Raw genomic sequence first — 17,088 nt, 5'->3', positions numbered from 1 at the left:
CAGCGATTCAGGTTGAAGCCACGATGAAGCTGAAGTTCACCAAGACCGCCCTGATGGCCATCGAGCCGCCAGCCATTAACCGCTTGAACGTCTACGACACAGAGATACCCAAGTTGGTACTTCGCATTACCGCTGCAGGCAGCCGTACCTTCTATGTGATCAAGCGGGTTGCCGGCGCCATGGAGTGGATCAAACTCGGATCCTTCCCCGAGATGACGGTCGAGCAGGCTCGTACCAATGCACAGAAGGTGCTCAGCGAATTCGCCACTGGGGCCAATCCAGCAGCAGTCCGTCGAGCGATCCGAGAGGAGCCCACTTTCCTCGACGTGTTCCAGCAGTACCTGTCTGAAAAGAAAAAGCGCGACGGCTCCCCGCTTAGTGAACGCACCAAGCGCGACTATACGGATGTGGTGAACATGTATCTGGCGCCAATCCATAGCAGCAAGCTGTCGCAGATAACACGGTCCGAGATCAAGACGATTCACTCCAGGACGACGAAGAAAAGCCCCGCTCAAGCTGATCGCGCGATCATCGTCGTATCGTCGGTCTACAACTTCGCAGCAGACCTCGAACTGTTCACCGGCAGCAACCCTGCAAGCCGTATCCAAAAGAACCCCGCTCCATCACGGGATCGATTCGCCTTGGGCCCCGAGCTTCCTTATCTGATGGAGGCCATCGCAGAGTCAGATCTTTGCGACTTCTTTTTGTTGTCACTATTGACCGGCGCACGCCGCTCTAACGTGCAGGAGATGGCATGGCGCGATCTCGACCTCGACGCGGGCATCTGGCGTCTTGGCATGACCAAAAACGGAACCCCGCAAAACGTCACCCTCTCCCCGCAGGCCGTAGCCACACTGAAGAACCGGCAACCGCAAAAGAAGGGCTCCAGTTTTGTTTTTCCAGGAACGGGGAAAACTGGACACCTGGTCGAGCCAAAGAAGGCGTGGGCAACCGTGTTACGCCGTGCCAGCATGAGACGCTTGCTGGATCTGCTGGAGAAAGAGGAGAAGCTGAGCAGCGAAGAACGCCAGACCGCCGACTTCGAACTTCTGACTGCTTCGGCAAAAGCAGAAAGGAAATACCGGGCACTGGCAGATAGCCTCGCCATAGATACGGCTTCGTATGACATGACCGATCTACGCATTCACGATCTGCGCCGCACGCTTGGCAGTTGGCAGGCGAAAACCGGCGCCTCGCTGGCGATCATTGGCAAAAGCCTCAACCACAAGACCCATCAGGCGACGCAGATTTATGCTCGCCTAGACCTGGACCCAGTTCGCCAATCGGTCAACACCGCAACACAAGCGATGCTTGAGGCTGCGGGTTTGAAGGAGCCCGCCAAGGTGCTTGATCTACACCAGAACCATCGCAAATGAATGGAGACGCAATGACTATCGAAATCGCCAATCATCAAGCCCAACTCAAACGACAGCTTGCGGCGGTCGAGCTACTGGAGAAGGAATTCCTCGGTTTCCTTTGGGCAGACATTCCCGCAACTCCCGAGCAGCTTTTAGAGCGATTCGAACGGCTTTTTTCTGAATTAGATTTATCAGAAGGGTTGTCGCCGATCCTCGTTATGCAACTCTTCGAACGCCTTGAGCAAAAATCTTTTCACGAGATACGAAAACCTACGGCGCTTGCCGAAACAACTCGCCCCGAAGAGTTAGGTAAGTATTTGCCCCCAAGGTTTATCGAGAACGCGAATGCGGTTCGCACACACGCCTACAAGGAAATGCAATCTAGGCAAGCTAGCTCAGCCAGCAAAGGGCCTCGTCCCGCCCAAAATCACATAAATCGCGAAACGGTAGAACGGATGCTGGCACAGCGGATCACGAGTGGAGAATTCAATCTAAATGACAAGAAAGCTCCCGTAAAATTTGCTGAGGAGGTGTGTACAGTATTTGAGCAACTGAACCGCCCGCAGACGGTCGTGAAATGGGTCAAAAAATTTATAGAACACCAAGCGCCATCAGTGTAACGACATACCGATTCGCTTACCGGAGACTAGCCCTGACCGGTCAAAACCTGCAGGACACCATGTAGTCCTGCCAAGCTTAATTCCGCACAGGGCTTCTCCATGCAAGACACAAGCACCAATCAAATCGAGGCAATCAAGACCGAAATTGCCGCGCAACTTGGCTACGATCCCAAGACCCCTCCCGTCCATGTAGACGACAAGCAAGCAGCCCAGATCCTGGGCGTGAAGGTCAGCACTCTCTCCGTCTGGCGCTCTACCGGTCGCTATAACCTCCCCTTCCTCAAAGTCGGTCGCTTGGTGCGCTACCGACTGAGCGGGCTGGCCGAGTTCATGGCTCGCCGCACTGCCGACCACACCGGGAAGTCCCTCTGAGTCAAGCCGACTTTTCTCGGCGGGCTTTCACCGTGGCGCTTGTGCACTTCTCCGAGGTGAGCATAAGCGCTGCGCGAATCGACTTTTCCTGCACCTCATCAATAATTACATCAGCTCAATAGCAAACATGCTCATTCGACTACTTAAAAAAGGTGACGAAGTTAGTATCGACTTAGGACGACTAGCTATTCGCCCGAAGAGCAAGAAGGTAGTACCACAAGAATGGCTGAGTGAACATTCAGACGCGATTATAAAAGATATCCTTTCTGGCCTAGGGATAGACTCATACCAGTATTATGATTATGGAGCTGACTTTTATGGAACGAAAAAATCTGGGGGCGTAACCCTTCATTTTCGCTCCGTGGTAAAAAGGACCCACGCCTATGCGATTTACAATGCTGATTTATCTCGTTCAAGAAACACGGTAGCAGGCAAGAAAGGAGGGAGGTTACCCGCTGGCCAATTTCGAATTAACAACCAGCGGTGGGGCTTTCACAAATTCTGGGAGCGCTCCGGCCTGAAGTTCCCTGCTCGCTTATCCTCATTCCACGACTACATGGGCAACCTGAAGGGAATTCTGTTCATCGCCGACGGTAGCGACAGTGGCTCCGAACGCCTCGATAAAAAGACATTGCGCCCCCTCTCAGTAACTGCTGAGGAGATAGAGAGGGCCTTTCTGGCAGACAACAGCCTGACAGGCTTCAGCCAAAAGGCAGACAATTTCCGGACATCTCTGCCAGACAAGGAACTCGCTCCAGGCCACGGGAAACAAGGCTCACAGGCAAGATCAAACACGTGCAGCTCGCGGCACGGTAAAGCGGTAAACAGGAGCAGGGGTGTGGTACACCATTTGCCAACGCCGGAAACGCTTGCTCTGGAGGAAGAGCACGAAAAATGGCTAGAAGGCTACTTCGGCAAAACTTAGACAGTTGCAGCCAGATTAATGCTACCGCACAGCGGTGGTGAGCCTGTCATTCAAAGACGACAGCTCACCACCCTCCCCCTATTGAAGCAAGCTACTGCAGCTTTAGTGATTCCGCATGAGCGTTTCGATCGCCGTCAATTGCGCTGGCGTAATACGGAGACCGAGTGTATTGATTCGGTGGAGCCACTCCTCAGCACTCAACTGCTCGCCACACCTCACGAGATATCCGAAATCAGCAATTGCCTGTTGAAGTGATTCAACCATGTCGAAGTAGACCGGGCCGCCATCAAATCTCACGCTGAGCCAACCGAACCAGAAACGTCTGATGCCAAACCTGGATTGGAGATGCTTCCTCTCACCAGCCCGCCTGCCCTCCTGCTCAAGCAGCACGCCTCTCCGCGCCCCATCCATGGATGCTCTCTCTTGTCGTATGACGGTTAACCGCGAACTGGGCCCAACAAGCCAAACTCAAAAATGGGTCGTAAATACCGTGGCCGTATAGGCATCATAACGGGACGATTCTTTCCATGGCAAGAATCTCCGCAACCCTCGACAACGACGGCAGTCTGAAAAAGCTCGGTGCAGCAATTCGGGCCCGCCGCCTGGCGCTCGCGCTTTCTCAGGAAGCACTAGCCGATGCGGCAGGCGTGGATCGTTCTCACATGGGGAAGATCGAGAGGGGGGAAAGGAATGTCACCTTCCTGAATATCTTGCGCATCGCCGTTGCAGTGGAATGCAAACCGTCCGAGCTGTTGGTCGATGCAAGCCTCTAGCGTCACCTGGTAGTTGCCAAGTTCGCCAGTGGCCGGTGAGTCATCCTGCGGCTGATAACAAACCAGTTGCCTGCCCTACCAACGCCCGAGCCAGGTAACGACCCAACGCTTCTAGCGGACCTCCATTCGGGCTGAACCAAACACCCGCATCAGACACGACGCACATTTCGCATTGCTCATCTATGAGGTCGATTTAATGGAAAGAATCACCTGGTTTGCCGCAGATAACCCCGAGAAGAAACGCATCCCTGAATGGCGCCGCTCGTGCGGTTTCAGCGACAAGGGGACCATTTTCGTGCCCGCCGCCATGGCAGGAGACGAGACAGAATTCAATGTGATGCTATGCGCTCAGGGTGACCGGCAACCTCTTGCGATACACCTCGATCATTACTTCGTCTGCAGCACCTGGCTCAAGCAGGAATTTCCCAAGCACCTCGAACTGATAGAGATCATCGAGAACCGTGTCCATCAAGCCATTGCGGAAATGGCCCAACAGAAAGCGAAATTTGAAGCGCTCTAAATTCGCCCGCCGCAAGCATGACCCCGCGTTTCAGCAGATTGCTCGAAAACGCGCGAGATCATCGGGACGAAGGCCGTCGCCCCCAGATCAAATCTAGTGCGCTACGCCATACCAGGTATCGGGCTTGAACCCGACCTAGGGAAACGTCCCGATGTGCTGGAAACCCAGTCGCTCGTATAGCCCGACACTGCCTTCATTCGACAAAGCAATGCAGTGATACCCCGAACGCTTCAGAACCGTCAGCAGCACGTCATAGAGCTGCTGACCAACCCTACTGCGGCGTTGGCCCTCGGCGACATAGAACGTCATACCCACCGCCCTGCGGTACGCCGCATGCGCCCTGTGCTGACTGGCATAGGCATATACCGACTACCCACCCTTCCCGTACGGCTACCAGATAGGGGAAGGTTTGCAGCGTCGTGGCGATCCGCTGACGCATTTGCTCCACACTTCGATTGGCCGGATGGAGCGCGATAGGCAGTTAGATGGCCTGGATCGCTTCTGTATTCTCTGATCTAGCGACACGAATCTCCATTCCGATAGACATCGGGCGGCACCACCCTGCTCAGGTATTCCACTGCCTCATTTACGCTGTTGCGCGCGGTACGGGTGACGCCGATCAGCGTCGCCAAGGCCTGGCCGGTCCCGTCGCCTTGCTGACCTACCAGCGCGCGTCCCGTCAACCTCAACCCTGCGGTTCTCTTCCAGCACATCCAACGCCCCCAAGTGATCTGAGCCGACGTTGTGCAGGGACTCCAATGGTTCGTCACTCACTATTACACCGCAGATAGAGCAGCCGGTCAGGCTGAGTGCTCGGAACATCTCGGCCAGCAATTGCTGTTCGGCTTCGGCGCTGAGCCGGTTCAGGGTGAAGTCTATGAAGATCCGGCTGGCCCATCCTGTAGCGACGACAGGAGAACGCTCAATCCCGAAGTGCAGCTTTCCTCCAGGGCGAGGTCGCTATCGATGTCGCGCGGCACCGTGCCTTGGAGCGTCTTGCCCCCCAGCGTGGCGGGACAGTTCGGGCAGCGTCAAGAGTCGAACGGGACGCGAATTGGCGACCAGCGTTCTGCTTTTGCGAAGGGAACGCGGTCGTGGTATGCAATGAGCAGCTCACCACGGACCGCATAGTCGAACATGACCGCTGCCGCCCCATTGCGGACGTCCCCCAGAGGCTGCTTTCGGCCAAAAGCAGACGCTTAGGAGGCCTCAGTTATGGGGTATGAAGAAGAGTCGGGGGCTAACGCTTTTTCAAATGGCAGATGAGATTTCCCCTGCTAGCAAGTGTCAATTACTCGTCTCGGATCAGCCCAGCTATCCAATCGGCGAACGAGCTCACAGCGGGCGAAAGAAATCGCTGATGCGGGTACAGCAGGTTCACGGGCACCGGATCCGGTTGCCAATCAGCAAGCACTTCGATCAGCCGTCCTTGCTGCAGGTGCTCGCTCACCACGTTCTCAGCGAGCTGAATCAACCCGAAACCATCAAGGCACATTTTGATGTAGAGCCCAGTCTCGTTGACGGCGGCTGTACCGTTTATCGGGACTGAGATCTTTTCAGTAGCGCGTGCGAAGCGCATTTCACCAGCTTGCCTAGCGCTGCCCGAAAAGTAGTGGATGGCCCGGTGGTGCGATAGGTCGTGTGGTGTTTGCGGAGTACCGTTCTCTTCGAGATAGGCGGCAGACGCACAGGTCACCCAGCGAAACCGGCCGAGTGGACGCGCAACGAGCGTCGAATCATGGAGCTCGCCCGTACGAATCACGCAATCGACGCCCTCCTGAATCAGATCAACAGGTCGATCATTCACACCTATCATCAGGTAGATATCCGGGTAGCGCCGGTAAAAGTCGTACAGATTCGGCATGACAATGAAGTGGGCAATACCGCCCGGCATATCGACACGCAGACGCCCCTGCGGCCGTTTTATGGAGTCCGTCAGGCTGGTCTCCGTGTGTTCGATCAGCTCCAATATTTCCCGGCATTGCGTCAGATACCTTGCGCCCTCCGGCGTAAGGCTGACCCGCCGCGTTGTTCGGTTGAGTAGTCGCACCTGCAGGTACTTCTCAAGATTTTTGACGCTGCTGGTGACCGTCGAGGCCGGTAGAGAGAGCGTCTGCGCCGCTTGAATAAAGCTTCCTGCCTCAGCCACGCGGACGAAAACCTGCATCGCTTGAATACGATCCATGGCGGTTAGCAGCCTCAAAACAGTGATCGGGAACGGCGTTATTATTCGCCAATACTGAATAATAAAAACAGTTTACCCATCTTTTTCTGGCAGTATCGCCTTACGTACATTTCTTCCAACGAAATTTGAAGAGGTGTACTGATATGGCGGAATACAACCGCAGCATCGTGCAGGCCCCGGCCGCTCAGGCCGCCCGCACACTTATCAGCAGCGCCACTGTGCTGAGCATGGACGGCGACGTCGGCAATCTGGTGCGTGGCGATATCCTTATCGAAGGCAGCACCATCGCGGCCATCGGTGAACATATCGAAGCCGGCGATGCTGTTGTGATCGAGGCATCTGGCATGATCGCCATGCCGGGCATGGTCGATACGCACCGCCACTCCTGGGAAGGGCAACTACGGCGAATCAATCCGAACGCCGCAACCCTGGAGGACTACTGCAACGCCACCCACTTTTCGTTCGCCAAACACTATCGTCCGGCGGACATGTACATCGGCAACCTGCTGAGTGCATTGGGCTGCATTGATGCCGGTATCACGACCTTGGTGGACAACTCGCACAACAGCCGCACCGGCGCTCACTCCGACGCTGCGGTCGAGGCGCTGCTTGATGCTGGTATACGCGCCGTACATGCCTCGGGGGCGCCGGTTGCGGGTGAGTGGGACAAAGCCCACTGGCCGGGCAACCTAGAGCGCCTGCAGGAAAAATACATCAAGAACGGTGACAACCCGCTGCTCTCGCTGGCGGTGATGGCGCAGCTGGAACCTGAGCTGTGGGCTGAGGCCAGACGCCTGGGGCTGCCGATCATCACCGAGTTTTTTGGCGGGGACATGGCTGCTGAGTTGGAAGGTTTGCATCGCGAAGGCCTGCTGCGGTCCGACAACATCTTCAACCACTGCACGGCGCTGCCGGACGCCGGCTGGAAGATCCTTCGCGAGGCTGGCGTGAGAGTCAACGTATGCCCGCGTTCAGATGCTCACTACGGCATTGAAGATGGAATGTTCGCCATGCGGTCGGCCAAGCGTCACGGCATCAGTCCGGGGCTGAGCGTTGATAATGAAACCTCCTACAGCGGCGACATGTTCATGGAGATGCGGGTGGCGTTCTACCTGCAACGCGTCATGGGCATGCACCAGCAGCGCTGCTGCGGTGAAGATCATAATCCAGTAGTGACCCTGCCCGCCCACGGCCTGCTCAAAGCCGCCACGCTAGACGGCGCCACCTGCGCTGGCCTGCAGGACAAAGTCGGGAGCTTGGTTCCAGGCAAACAGGCGGATCTGATCCTGATCAACGCGCAGGACATCAACCTTTACCCGTCAGGCAACGCCTTTGGCACCGTTGTACATGCGGCCGAACGCAGCAATGTAGACACGGTCATGATTGGTGGGCGTATCGTCAAACGCGGCGGCAAAGTGCTGGGCGTGGACAGCGAAAGGCTGCGTGCGGCGATCGACGAGTCCCGTGAGCATCTGTTTGCTGCTGCAGGCTATCAGCAGGATATGTTTGCCGAGACATTCCTGCCGCTTGAGTCAGACAAATAAGGAGGCGCGAGATGAACGTAGCCTACTACCTGCTGGCCGTCTGTGCTGGGCTTGGCATCACTCTGCAGACCACGCTGAATGGCCAACTCTCTAAAGGTGTAGGTGGAGATTCCGTAGCGGCAGCGCTGTTCTCTTTCACTGCCGGCGCGGTATGCCTGGGCATCTTCTCATTAATGCGAGGCGGGATAGTGGCCTCACTGGCGGCTATCCCTACCCAACCCTTATGGAACCTGCTGGGCGGTTTGCTGGGTGCCGGTGCGCTGCTTAGCTATGTGGTGCTTGCCCCAAAGATCGGTCTGTCAGCCCTGCTCGGCCTCGCTATCGCCGGGCAGATCATTTCGTCACTGGTTATCGATCATTTCGGCTTGATGGGAGCATTAGAAAGGCCGGTGTCTCCCATTAAGTTGGTCGGGGCGATGGTGATGCTCGCAGGCCTGGCTATCGCCCTGTTCGGTGACAGGTGGTCAGCACTTTTCTCCAACTGATTGCCTTGTTTACCCCATCCTGTTTTGTAGGTCGTAACCATGTTTAAAACCCTAAGGAAACTCCGAACAAGTTGCTCATCAGCCGGAAATGGGCGGCTCAGGGATGCCGAAAAGCCCGACTATCAGTCGCTGATTATTGGATAACCAAGGCGAAGCCTTGGTTATCTGCCCTCACGGGCGCACCTCTCCCGTAGCAGGCAATAATTGCCGGCGCACCATCCACAGATTCGATAGGGCAAACAGCGTGGTCAGTTGCGCCGTGTTCTTAGCCAAGCCACGGAAGCGGGTTTTCACATAGCCGAACTGACGCTTGATCACACGAAATGGATGTTCGACTTTCGCTCGCGTCTGCGCTTTGACCTTCTCGATCTTGCGTCTGGCTTTGTAGAGCACGCTGCGTTTGCTCAAGTGCTTGTAGGTACTGCGGCGGGCTGCGATCTGCCAGATCACCGGCCGCCCTTCATGCTCCGGTCGCTTCTCTGCGCCGGTATAACCCGCATCGGCACAGACAACATTTTCGTCGCCATGCAGCAGGTGAGCGACCTCCGTTACATCAGCCACATTCGCCGCTGTGCCGTGGACGTGATGCACCAGGCCCGATTCAGCATCGGCACCGATATGCGCCTTCATGCCGAAATAGTACTGGTTGCCCTTCTTCGTTTGATGCATTTCAGGATCGCGCTTGCCTTCCTTGTTCTTGGTCGAACTGGGCGCGTGAATGATGGTGGCGTCGACGATGGTGCCCTGGCGCAACGACAGGCCCTTGTCTCGCAGGTATGGTTTCCAGAATGCCCGACGCCAGTTGGTGCTTCTCCAGCAGGTGCCGGAAATTCATGATCGTCGTGTCTTCGGGGATAGGAGCGCTGAGCGTCAGCCGAGCAAACTGGCGCATCGAAGTGATCTCGTACAGCGCCTCTTCCATGGCTGGATCGCTCAACGAGAACCAGTTCTGCAGCAGGTGAACACGCAGCATGGTTTCCAGTGGATACGGCTTGCGACCACCGCCGGCCTTTGGGTAATGCGGCTCGATCAATGCCACCAAACCGCTCCATGGAACCACCTGCTCCATCTCGGCCAGGAAACGCTCGCGACGGGTTTGCTTGCGCTTACCAGCGTACTCGAAATCGGAAAAGCTCATCTGACTCATGGGATGGCGGGCTTGTAGAGGGCAATTGGACGGAGGGCTATTTCAGCACAGGTCAGATGCCGATGCTGACTTGATCGGAGAATCCCTAACCGATACCACCAGCCTACTTGGCGAGTGCCCTGTCTGGTGTGAAAGAACCGAACGTCTGTTCTGGACCGACATCCCCGGCTGTGAGTTGCGTGCTCTGGATCTCACAAGCGGTGAAGTGCAGCGCTGGTCACTGCCCGAGTCGCTAGGTTCATTTGCCCTCACGGCAGACGAAGACGTATTGCTAATGGGGTTGGCATCCTGCCTGGGCTACTACCAACTGACCACCGGTCGTTTCAGCAAAATTGCAGCCACGCCGGGTGCCCCCTGAACCCGTATCAATGACGGCCGCTGCGACCGCATGGGCAACTTTGTATTCAGTACGATGGACGCAGCTGAGCATGTGCAAACCACCGGCAGATTTCATCGACTCAACGCGGCAACGCTCGAAACAGAAACGCTCGACCTTCCCGCAGTAGCGATTCCGAACAGCATCTGTTTCAGTCCGGACGGTTCTACCCTCTACTACGCCGATTCCCTTCAGGGATGCATTTCCTGCTGCGATTACCCCTCGCTGGAAAACCAGCGCGTGTTCACGACAGTTGACGGTCAAGGCGCTCCAGACGGTTCGTGCATTGATGCTCAAGGCTTTCTCTGGAATGCCGAATGGGGCGGCAGCAGAGTGGTGCGTTATACGCCCGATGGAAAAGTCGATCGCGTAATCTACTCCCCGTGTGTTCAGACCACTTGCCCGGTATTAGCGGGCCCCGGTTATGCAACGCTGTACAGCACCAGCGCGTTGATAGGACTGAATAAGCCGACAAATTCGGATGGGGCGCTCATAAAAGCCGAAGCTATTGTCGCCGACGGACTGCCTGAAGAGCGATTTTCAGGGCGCCTGAACTAAATAGAAATCTAGCCTGGCGCGTCGTCCTAAATGCCAATTTCGTAGACGCCTCGGAATGAACACTTCTGGCCGTTTTTTGACTATCGCCACCGGCAGCAATTGGCCGATCTGTGCCGTTCGTGGAGGGCAGAAAACGGCCAGAACCGTACGGTCACAACATGTTCCAACCGATATCGATAAGAGGCAATCCGCTAAACGCTCTTGAGAAACCTATGCCATACGTACTGGTTCGTGTGTATCAATCGCCATGGTGGCGATTTACGGGACTGCATCCGGCGTTTGCCGTGTGTCACGGGTCTATACTAATTTCTATATTTTGATCAGATCCATCCTTAATCACCGCACAGCCCACCAGGTAGAACACGTGACACATTCGACACTTACTGCCGCGCTGCTCTGTCTATTACTTGGCCCTCCCGTGAGGGCCGAGCAGTATCAGGTCGTTACTGAAGAGTGGGCGCCGTACAACTACCAGCAGAAAAATCACCTCACCGGCATGGCCACGGAGATCGTTCGAGCCATAATGGCGCGGACCGGGGATGACTTTGAGGTGGTGGTGCTGCCTAGTATGCGAAGCGCCCGTGTATTGAAGACCCGGCCCAAGACCATCATGTATTCACTATTCCGCACGGCAGAGCGCGAACCGCTATACAAGTGGGTCGGACCGATCGTGGAAGAGTCCATTCACCCCTATCAGTTAGCCAATACGCAGCAGCCGGTGAATTCCTTGGAGCAGCTACTTCACGCCCCAAAAATTACGACGAGACATGCCGGCCTGATACCCGAGACTCTACAGTCGCGCGGCTTCAACAACCTCGAAAAAACTGCAACCGAGAGCCTGCAGCTCTATCGCATGCTGCTAGCCGGGCGCACCGACATCATCATAGGCGACACCGATGCGGGAGTGGTTTACTACAGCCGCCAGTTGAACATCGCCCCCGGCACGCTGCGGCAGATTCCCATCGAGCTCTATCGCTCATCGCTGTACATCGCCTTCAGCCGCGACTGTGACGACGAACTGGTAGCCTCCTGGGCCCACGCCCTAGAGCAACTGCGCCACTCGGGCGAGCTGGAGCGCATCCAGGATCGATACTATCACCCCATCGGGCAATGACAGCGCGGAACCAGCGCAAGCCCGCTTCGCACTTATCCAGCATCGCTCTCACTCAACGAGGAGGATAAGTCATGAACTTTTTTGCAACACGCAGCCATCAGCCTTCGAATAAGGGAATGGCCGCATGGCGACGGTCGGAGTCAGGCCGTCGCTAACGGCCAGAAGCAGTCGGTGCCACTACGATTGATTGGGATAACAGGTCATTTGTAGTGTTTGAAGCTCTGGCAGATCATGTCTAGGTCATCCCACGGCGTGCTGTGCTGCCCCGCATGACCACAACCCGGAAGATGCTCAAAAGCCTTTCCTCGGTGAGTCTCAGGCTGCCAGGAATGACATGTCCTGCAAGACACAACTCCACCAGCAAGTCGCCAGCGCGTATTCCAATTAATCAAATCTTCGTTTGCTGTCATGACGTTATCCGGTTGGCATCCGTCCATCATATCCGAGTAGATTCCTACGCACTCGCTTCGTTCATCGCGGCTCCCGAAGTTCCATCCGTGTCTTTCTATGCCAACTTCTGACCATGAAATTGTTCCGCGCCTGTCAGCTTTGGGTCCAGGCTGTGTGAAAACGTATGCACCGTTTTGAAGTCTGCGTTGCTACGTAAAATCTGCCAGCGTTTGGTTAGTCAGCAGACCTGAAATTTGCGTAGGAACGCGACTTTCGCTCCGATTCTGACTGTCAATCTTGCTCTAAAACGTTTTCACACAGCCTGGGTCGAAAGCGGTCACTTGCGAACGGCGGCTTTCGACCCAAAGCAGACGTTGGCGAGGAAAACCCGCCCTCCAAATCCTTTCAGTTCTTGCCAGGGCTCGCTGAGAAAGGGCTGGGTCAGCCTCTGAAAATTCCTGCTAGGCATATCCGTTGGCCTTATATGCGCAGCATGTGAACTGCTAGGCCAGCCACTGCACAGGCGAACAGTACCTGGATTACACCTCGCTTGAAGAGAAACAAAGCCATTGCAGCTGCAAGCGCGATCAGCGCTGAAGGCCAGTCAAACGTCCCGCTGAAGCCCGTTGGCCAAAGCACGTGATAGCCGAAGAACATAGCGAGGTTCAGGATCACACCCACCACAGCGGCGGTGATGCCTGTCAGCGGTGCGGTGAACTTCATCTCGTTGTGGGTCGATTCCATCAGTGGGCCACCGGCGAGAATGAATAGGAACGATGGCAGGAAGGTGAACCAGGTGACTAGGCTCGCGGCGACTGCGCCGGCAAGGAAAGGGCTTTCTGCTCCGAACATCGGATTCACGTAGCCACCCACGAAGCCGACGAAGGCAACCACCATGATCAGAGGCCCCGGAGTGCTTTCCCCCAAGGCGAGGCCATCAATCATCTGGGTTGGCGTCAGCCACCCGTAATGCCCGACAGCGCCTTGGTAGACATAGGGCAGCACAGCGTATGCACCGCCAAACGTCATCAGTGCGGCCTTGGTGAAGAACCAGCTCATCTGCGTCAGGGTGCCGCCCCAGCCAAACGACAGCGTCAGCAGTCCCGTGGGCAGGACCCAGAGCCCTGCACCGACTAGCAGCAGGCGTGCCAGATGTCCCCAGTTGAAACGGGCATGCTCAGGGGCCGGGGTGTCGTCATCGATAATGGCCGGGCCGTAGCTGTTCTTCGCGGCCCCATGCCCGCCACCGATCACGAATTTGCTTGGGACGAGGCGACCACCCACGTAGCCAATGATGGCGGCGACCAGCACGATTAGCGGGAATGGCACATTGAGGGCGAAGATGGCCACGAACGAGGCACCGGCCATGGCCCACAGCCAGCCATTCTTCAGGGCTCTCGAGCCAATCCGGTGAGCTGCATGGAGGACAATGGCCGTGACCGCCGGCTTGATGCCATAGAAGATTCCCGCGACTACCGGCACCTCGCCAAAGGCGACGTAGACCCAAGACAAGCCGATCAGGATGAACAGTGATGGCAGCACAAACAATGCGCCGGCAATCACTCCGCCCCAGGAGCGGTGCATGAGCCAGCCGATGTAAGTGGCGAGCTGTTGAGCCTCAGGGCCAGGCAGCAACATGCAGTAGTTCAGCGCGTGCAGAAAACGCTTCTCGCTGATCCAGCGCCGACGCTCAACCAATTCCTCGTGCATGATCGAAATCTGCCCGGCGGGCCCACCAAAGCTGATGAAACCCAGTTTGAGCCAGAACAGGAAGGCTTCACAGAGGCCGACTGACTGCTGAGCCGCTTGTGATGGCGGCTGTTCACTCACTGTAGAGGTGGTCTCAACCATTTGGGTATTCTTCACTTGTGAAAGCCCTCAGCAGGCCATCCATGGCTCCCGTGACCATTCTCAGTTGATCGTCATCAGCCAATGCGTATTTCCAAACCTGAGAGGAAATGCTCAATATCTGGAGCCTCGGAAGATTGATGTAGCCGATAGATTTGAGTATCGGCTAGCTCTCCATCGCCAAGCCGCTCTTGGATGACCGCAATCGCCCCAAATCGGCAACTCCTGGGTAGACGCTAGAATTCGTCAGCCCCCATACCAGCGTGATGGGATAATCTGCGTTGCGTGAGCATTGCATCCATATACCCGGTTCGTTTTCCTGAGCCAAGCGTCTACCATCCTGGAAACCCTGAATAGCGCTGTGCTCCGGTAGATGCATGACTATGCCACCCCGGCAGGTACTCAATCGACTAGGACTCCGCTGTATGAGGTGGTTACATCTCCTACTCATCTGTGTCCGAAACTGTGGACTCGCCCCAAAACAGCTCCCGGGAAAAGCCGCTAGTGGCCCGTATGGCTAATTCGCTTGCTCAACCTTCACAGTTGAAAGCGCTGCACCACACCATTCAGATCGACCGCCAACCGCGACAGCTCCTGGCTCGCAGCACTGGTCTGATCGGCACCTGCTGAGCTTTGCTGCGACAGGTCACGGATATTCAGCAGGTTGCGATCAACCTCACGGGCGACATTGGCCTGTTCTTCCGAGGCGCTGGCTATCACCAGGTTGCGCTCGTTGATGGCGGAAATCGACTGGGCAATCTCGTCAAGTGCCATACCCGCCGCACGGGCCACTTCCAAGGTGAAATCGACCCGCTCACAACTGGTACGCATCGCCGCCACGGCCTGACTGGTGCCTTGGTCGATGGCCGCTATCATCTGTTCAATTTCCTGGGTCGATTGCTGGGTACGGTGCGCCAGTGCCCTTACCTCATCGGCCACCACCGCAAAGCCGCGTCCCTGCTCTCCGGCGCGAGCCGCTTCGATAGCAGCGTTGAGCGCCAACAGATTGGTCTGTTCGGCAATGGCACGAATGACCGAGAGCACCTGGCTGATGTCACGTACATGATTGGCCAGATGCTCGACACTGCCGGAAGTCTGCGTGACGTCCTCGGCCAGCCGAACAATGGAACTTACCGTCTGGCCAACCTGCTCACGACCATTGCGTGACGTCTGGTCGGCCTGGCGCGAGGCTTCCGAGGTGCTCACGGCATTGCGCGCCACCTCCTCGACGGCGCTGGTCATCTCGTTCACAGCGGTGGCTGCCTGCTCGATTTCCGCATTCTGTTGGTGCAGGCCACGGGTCGAGTCCTCGGTGACCGAATGCAACTGTTCGGAGGCAGAGGCCAACTGGTTGGCGGAGTCGGCAATATGCTGGATGGTGCCACGCAGGCTAACCTGCATGTCCTGCAGGGCACTCAGCAACTGTGCCGGCTCGTCCTTACCCACGATCTCGACATGTCGGGTCAGATCGCCGGACGCCACTACCCGGGCTTGTTCCACCGCTTGCGCGAGGGGGAGGACCAGGCTTCGGGTGAAAGTCATGGCAAGCGCGGCGGTCAACAGCACGGCCACCAGCATGATGAAGATCACCATCTTCATCGAGTCGTTGAACGCGGTATCGCTGGCGGCTGCAGCGCGTTTGGCGCCTTCGTCGTTGACCCGGGTCAATTCGTCTAGAGCCCTGGCAACGTTTTCGGCATAGTCGCCGAGCTTCTGCGCCACCAACTTGCGGGTCGCCTCCAGATCGCCGGAGCGACTGAGTGAAACGGTCAACCTGGACTGCTCCATATAGAGTGCTTTGGCGGATTTGTAAGTCTCGTACAGGGCACGTTCTTCCTTGGACGAAATCAGCGATTCATAAAGGCGCTCGCTCGTTTCCAGGTCGCGTTCGGCCTTTTCCAGGCTAGCCAAGGTACTGTCCCTGGCACTCCCCTCCACCAGCGCATAGCGCAAGGTCATGGCGCGAATGCGCGAACTGGCCGCACTCATGTCGTTGACCGTCATGATCGATGGCAACCAGTTGTCATTGACCTCGTCGCTGTGGCCATCCATCTGGTTCATCTGATAGAGCGAGATAAGCCCCAGCACGATCAACAGAAGCCCTAACGACGAAAATGCCAAGGTCGAGCGCAGGCCAATCCGTATTTGTCTAAACCACATGATGAGTTCCCGAATAGCTACAACAGGTTGATGGGCAACGCACGCCAGGGTTTTGTGGCCCGATCGGCAGACGCCGTCGAGATCATTATTCTATTCAGTGCAAAGGCGGGATTGATGTAGAACAAGGCATGCAGCGGCAGTTGCCACAAGGCATGCTCCTTCGCTCAACGACCAGGCAGCATGCGCCTGAGGGTGTTGTCCTTGAACCAGTAGTGGTGAACAAGACCAGCCAGCGCATGCATGCCGATCAGCCAATAACCAGCGCTACCCAACCATTCATGCCATCCCTTGAGTTGCCGGGCCAAGGCGGGATCGAGAGCGATCAGCGATGGCAGCGAGATATCCCAGTACGGTAGCGGTTTGCCTGCGGCGCTCAACATTAGCCAGGCCAACAAAGGCGTAACGATCATCAGGCCATACAGCGCCAGGTGCATAAGTTTCGCCACCGCGTTCTGCCAAGCCGGTGGTTGCGGCCGTATCGGCGGACGGGGAGTCAGACGGCCCAGCAGGCGAACCCAGACCAGCGCGAAGACTGCCAGGCCCAGCAGACCATGGACGCCCAGCAGTGGTCCCTTCAGGGCATGCCCTTTGGGCAGGGCACCACGCAACTCGATACAGGCATATGTTCCAATGAACAGGATCACCATGCTCCAGTGCATGATGATGGACAGGCGACCGTAACGGTCAGTGCTTGATTCGTGCTTCATATCCTT

General features: G+C 56.6%; 14 protein-coding genes and 3 pseudogenes. 10 read left to right on the top strand and 7 right to left on the bottom strand.

Going from position 1 to position 17,088, the window contains the following annotated elements:
- Nucleotides 1–23: 23 nt before the first annotated feature.
- From DM374_RS09630 to DM374_RS09600, 6 genes are all read left to right on the top strand, one after another.
- A complete protein-coding gene (locus tag DM374_RS09630; protein WP_110969633.1) occupies nt 24–1,376 on the top strand; it encodes a tyrosine-type recombinase/integrase in 1,353 nt (450 codons plus the stop codon).
- An 11-nt stretch (nt 1,377–1,387) separates the two neighbouring features.
- Entirely contained in the window at nt 1,388–1,978 is a 591-nt protein-coding gene (locus DM374_RS09625; RefSeq protein ID WP_110969632.1) for a hypothetical protein, read from the top strand.
- A 99-nt stretch (nt 1,979–2,077) separates the two neighbouring features.
- Entirely contained in the window at nt 2,078–2,350 is a 273-nt protein-coding gene (locus tag DM374_RS09620; protein WP_110969631.1) for a helix-turn-helix domain-containing protein, read from the top strand.
- Between the two features lie 127 nt (nt 2,351–2,477).
- The gene (locus tag DM374_RS33115; protein WP_157969680.1) at nt 2,478–3,275 is read left to right on the top strand and encodes a hypothetical protein; all 798 of its coding nucleotides are present in this window, start codon (nt 2,478–2,480) and stop codon (nt 3,273–3,275) included.
- A gap of 527 nt (nt 3,276–3,802) precedes the next feature.
- Nucleotides 3,803–4,048 carry a helix-turn-helix domain-containing protein gene (locus tag DM374_RS09605; RefSeq protein ID WP_009402735.1) on the top strand — a complete coding sequence of 82 codons (246 nt, stop codon included), beginning with the start codon at nt 3,803–3,805 and terminating at the stop codon, nt 4,046–4,048.
- A 196-nt stretch (nt 4,049–4,244) separates the two neighbouring features.
- Nucleotides 4,245–4,568, top strand: coding sequence for a hypothetical protein (locus DM374_RS09600; protein WP_075806311.1), 324 nt, complete (start codon nt 4,245–4,247; stop codon nt 4,566–4,568).
- A gap of 135 nt (nt 4,569–4,703) precedes the next feature.
- Here DM374_RS09600 and DM374_RS33685 read toward each other — a convergent pair whose 3' ends face one another.
- Nucleotides 4,704–4,877 (bottom strand): GNAT family N-acetyltransferase, encoded by a 174-nt coding sequence (locus tag DM374_RS33685; RefSeq protein WP_225422466.1) that lies wholly within the window; start codon nt 4,875–4,877, stop codon nt 4,704–4,706.
- A gap of 982 nt (nt 4,878–5,859) precedes the next feature.
- A complete protein-coding gene (locus tag DM374_RS09590; protein WP_110969628.1) occupies nt 5,860–6,753 on the bottom strand; it encodes a LysR family transcriptional regulator in 894 nt (297 codons plus the stop codon).
- Between the two features lie 143 nt (nt 6,754–6,896).
- Between DM374_RS09590 and DM374_RS09585 the strand changes: the two genes are divergently transcribed.
- The gene (locus tag DM374_RS09585; protein WP_110969627.1) at nt 6,897–8,297 is read left to right on the top strand and encodes an amidohydrolase family protein; all 1,401 of its coding nucleotides are present in this window, start codon (nt 6,897–6,899) and stop codon (nt 8,295–8,297) included.
- A gap of 11 nt (nt 8,298–8,308) precedes the next feature.
- Nucleotides 8,309–8,782, top strand: coding sequence for a DMT family transporter (locus DM374_RS09580; protein WP_110969626.1), 474 nt, complete (start codon nt 8,309–8,311; stop codon nt 8,780–8,782).
- A gap of 171 nt (nt 8,783–8,953) precedes the next feature.
- On the opposite strand, the pseudogene DM374_RS09575 reads toward DM374_RS09580, so the two are convergent.
- Nucleotides 8,954–9,929 (bottom strand): annotated as a pseudogene (locus DM374_RS09575) (IS5 family transposase).
- Between DM374_RS09575 and DM374_RS09570 the strand changes: the two are divergent.
- Nucleotides 9,928–10,863 (top strand): annotated as a pseudogene (locus DM374_RS09570) (SMP-30/gluconolactonase/LRE family protein). The pseudogenes DM374_RS09575 and DM374_RS09570 overlap by 2 nt on opposite strands.
- A gap of 364 nt (nt 10,864–11,227) precedes the next feature.
- Nucleotides 11,228–11,977: a substrate-binding periplasmic protein gene (locus DM374_RS09565; RefSeq protein ID WP_110969625.1), complete on the top strand. Its 750-nt coding sequence runs from the start codon at nt 11,228–11,230 to the stop codon at nt 11,975–11,977.
- Between the two features lie 870 nt (nt 11,978–12,847).
- Here the strand turns inward: DM374_RS09565 and chrA are convergent.
- From chrA to DM374_RS09550, 4 genes and pseudogenes are all read right to left on the bottom strand, one after another.
- Entirely contained in the window at nt 12,848–14,218 is a 1,371-nt protein-coding gene (chrA, locus tag DM374_RS09560) for a chromate efflux transporter (protein ID WP_110969624.1), read from the bottom strand.
- Nucleotides 14,219–14,752: 534 nt separating this feature from the next.
- On the bottom strand, nt 14,753–15,616 hold the full coding sequence (locus DM374_RS34290) for a methyl-accepting chemotaxis protein (RefSeq protein ID WP_371929316.1): 864 nt from the start codon (nt 15,614–15,616) through the stop codon (nt 14,753–14,755).
- Nucleotides 15,611–16,375, bottom strand: a pseudogene (locus tag DM374_RS34285) (MCP four helix bundle domain-containing protein); the annotation flags it as partial. The gene DM374_RS34290 and the pseudogene DM374_RS34285, both read right to left, overlap by 6 nt.
- Nucleotides 16,376–16,539: 164 nt before the next feature.
- A complete protein-coding gene (locus DM374_RS09550) occupies nt 16,540–17,082 on the bottom strand; it encodes a cytochrome b (RefSeq protein WP_110969622.1) in 543 nt (180 codons plus the stop codon).
- Between the last annotated feature and the right edge of the window lie 6 nt (nt 17,083–17,088).

The organism is Pseudomonas huaxiensis (genome assembly GCF_003231275.1).
Taxonomy (GTDB): Bacteria; Pseudomonadota; Gammaproteobacteria; order Pseudomonadales; family Pseudomonadaceae; genus Aquipseudomonas; species Aquipseudomonas huaxiensis.
The sequence above is the reverse complement of the archived record's forward strand: the minus strand, read 5'-3'. Positions and strand labels throughout refer to the sequence as shown.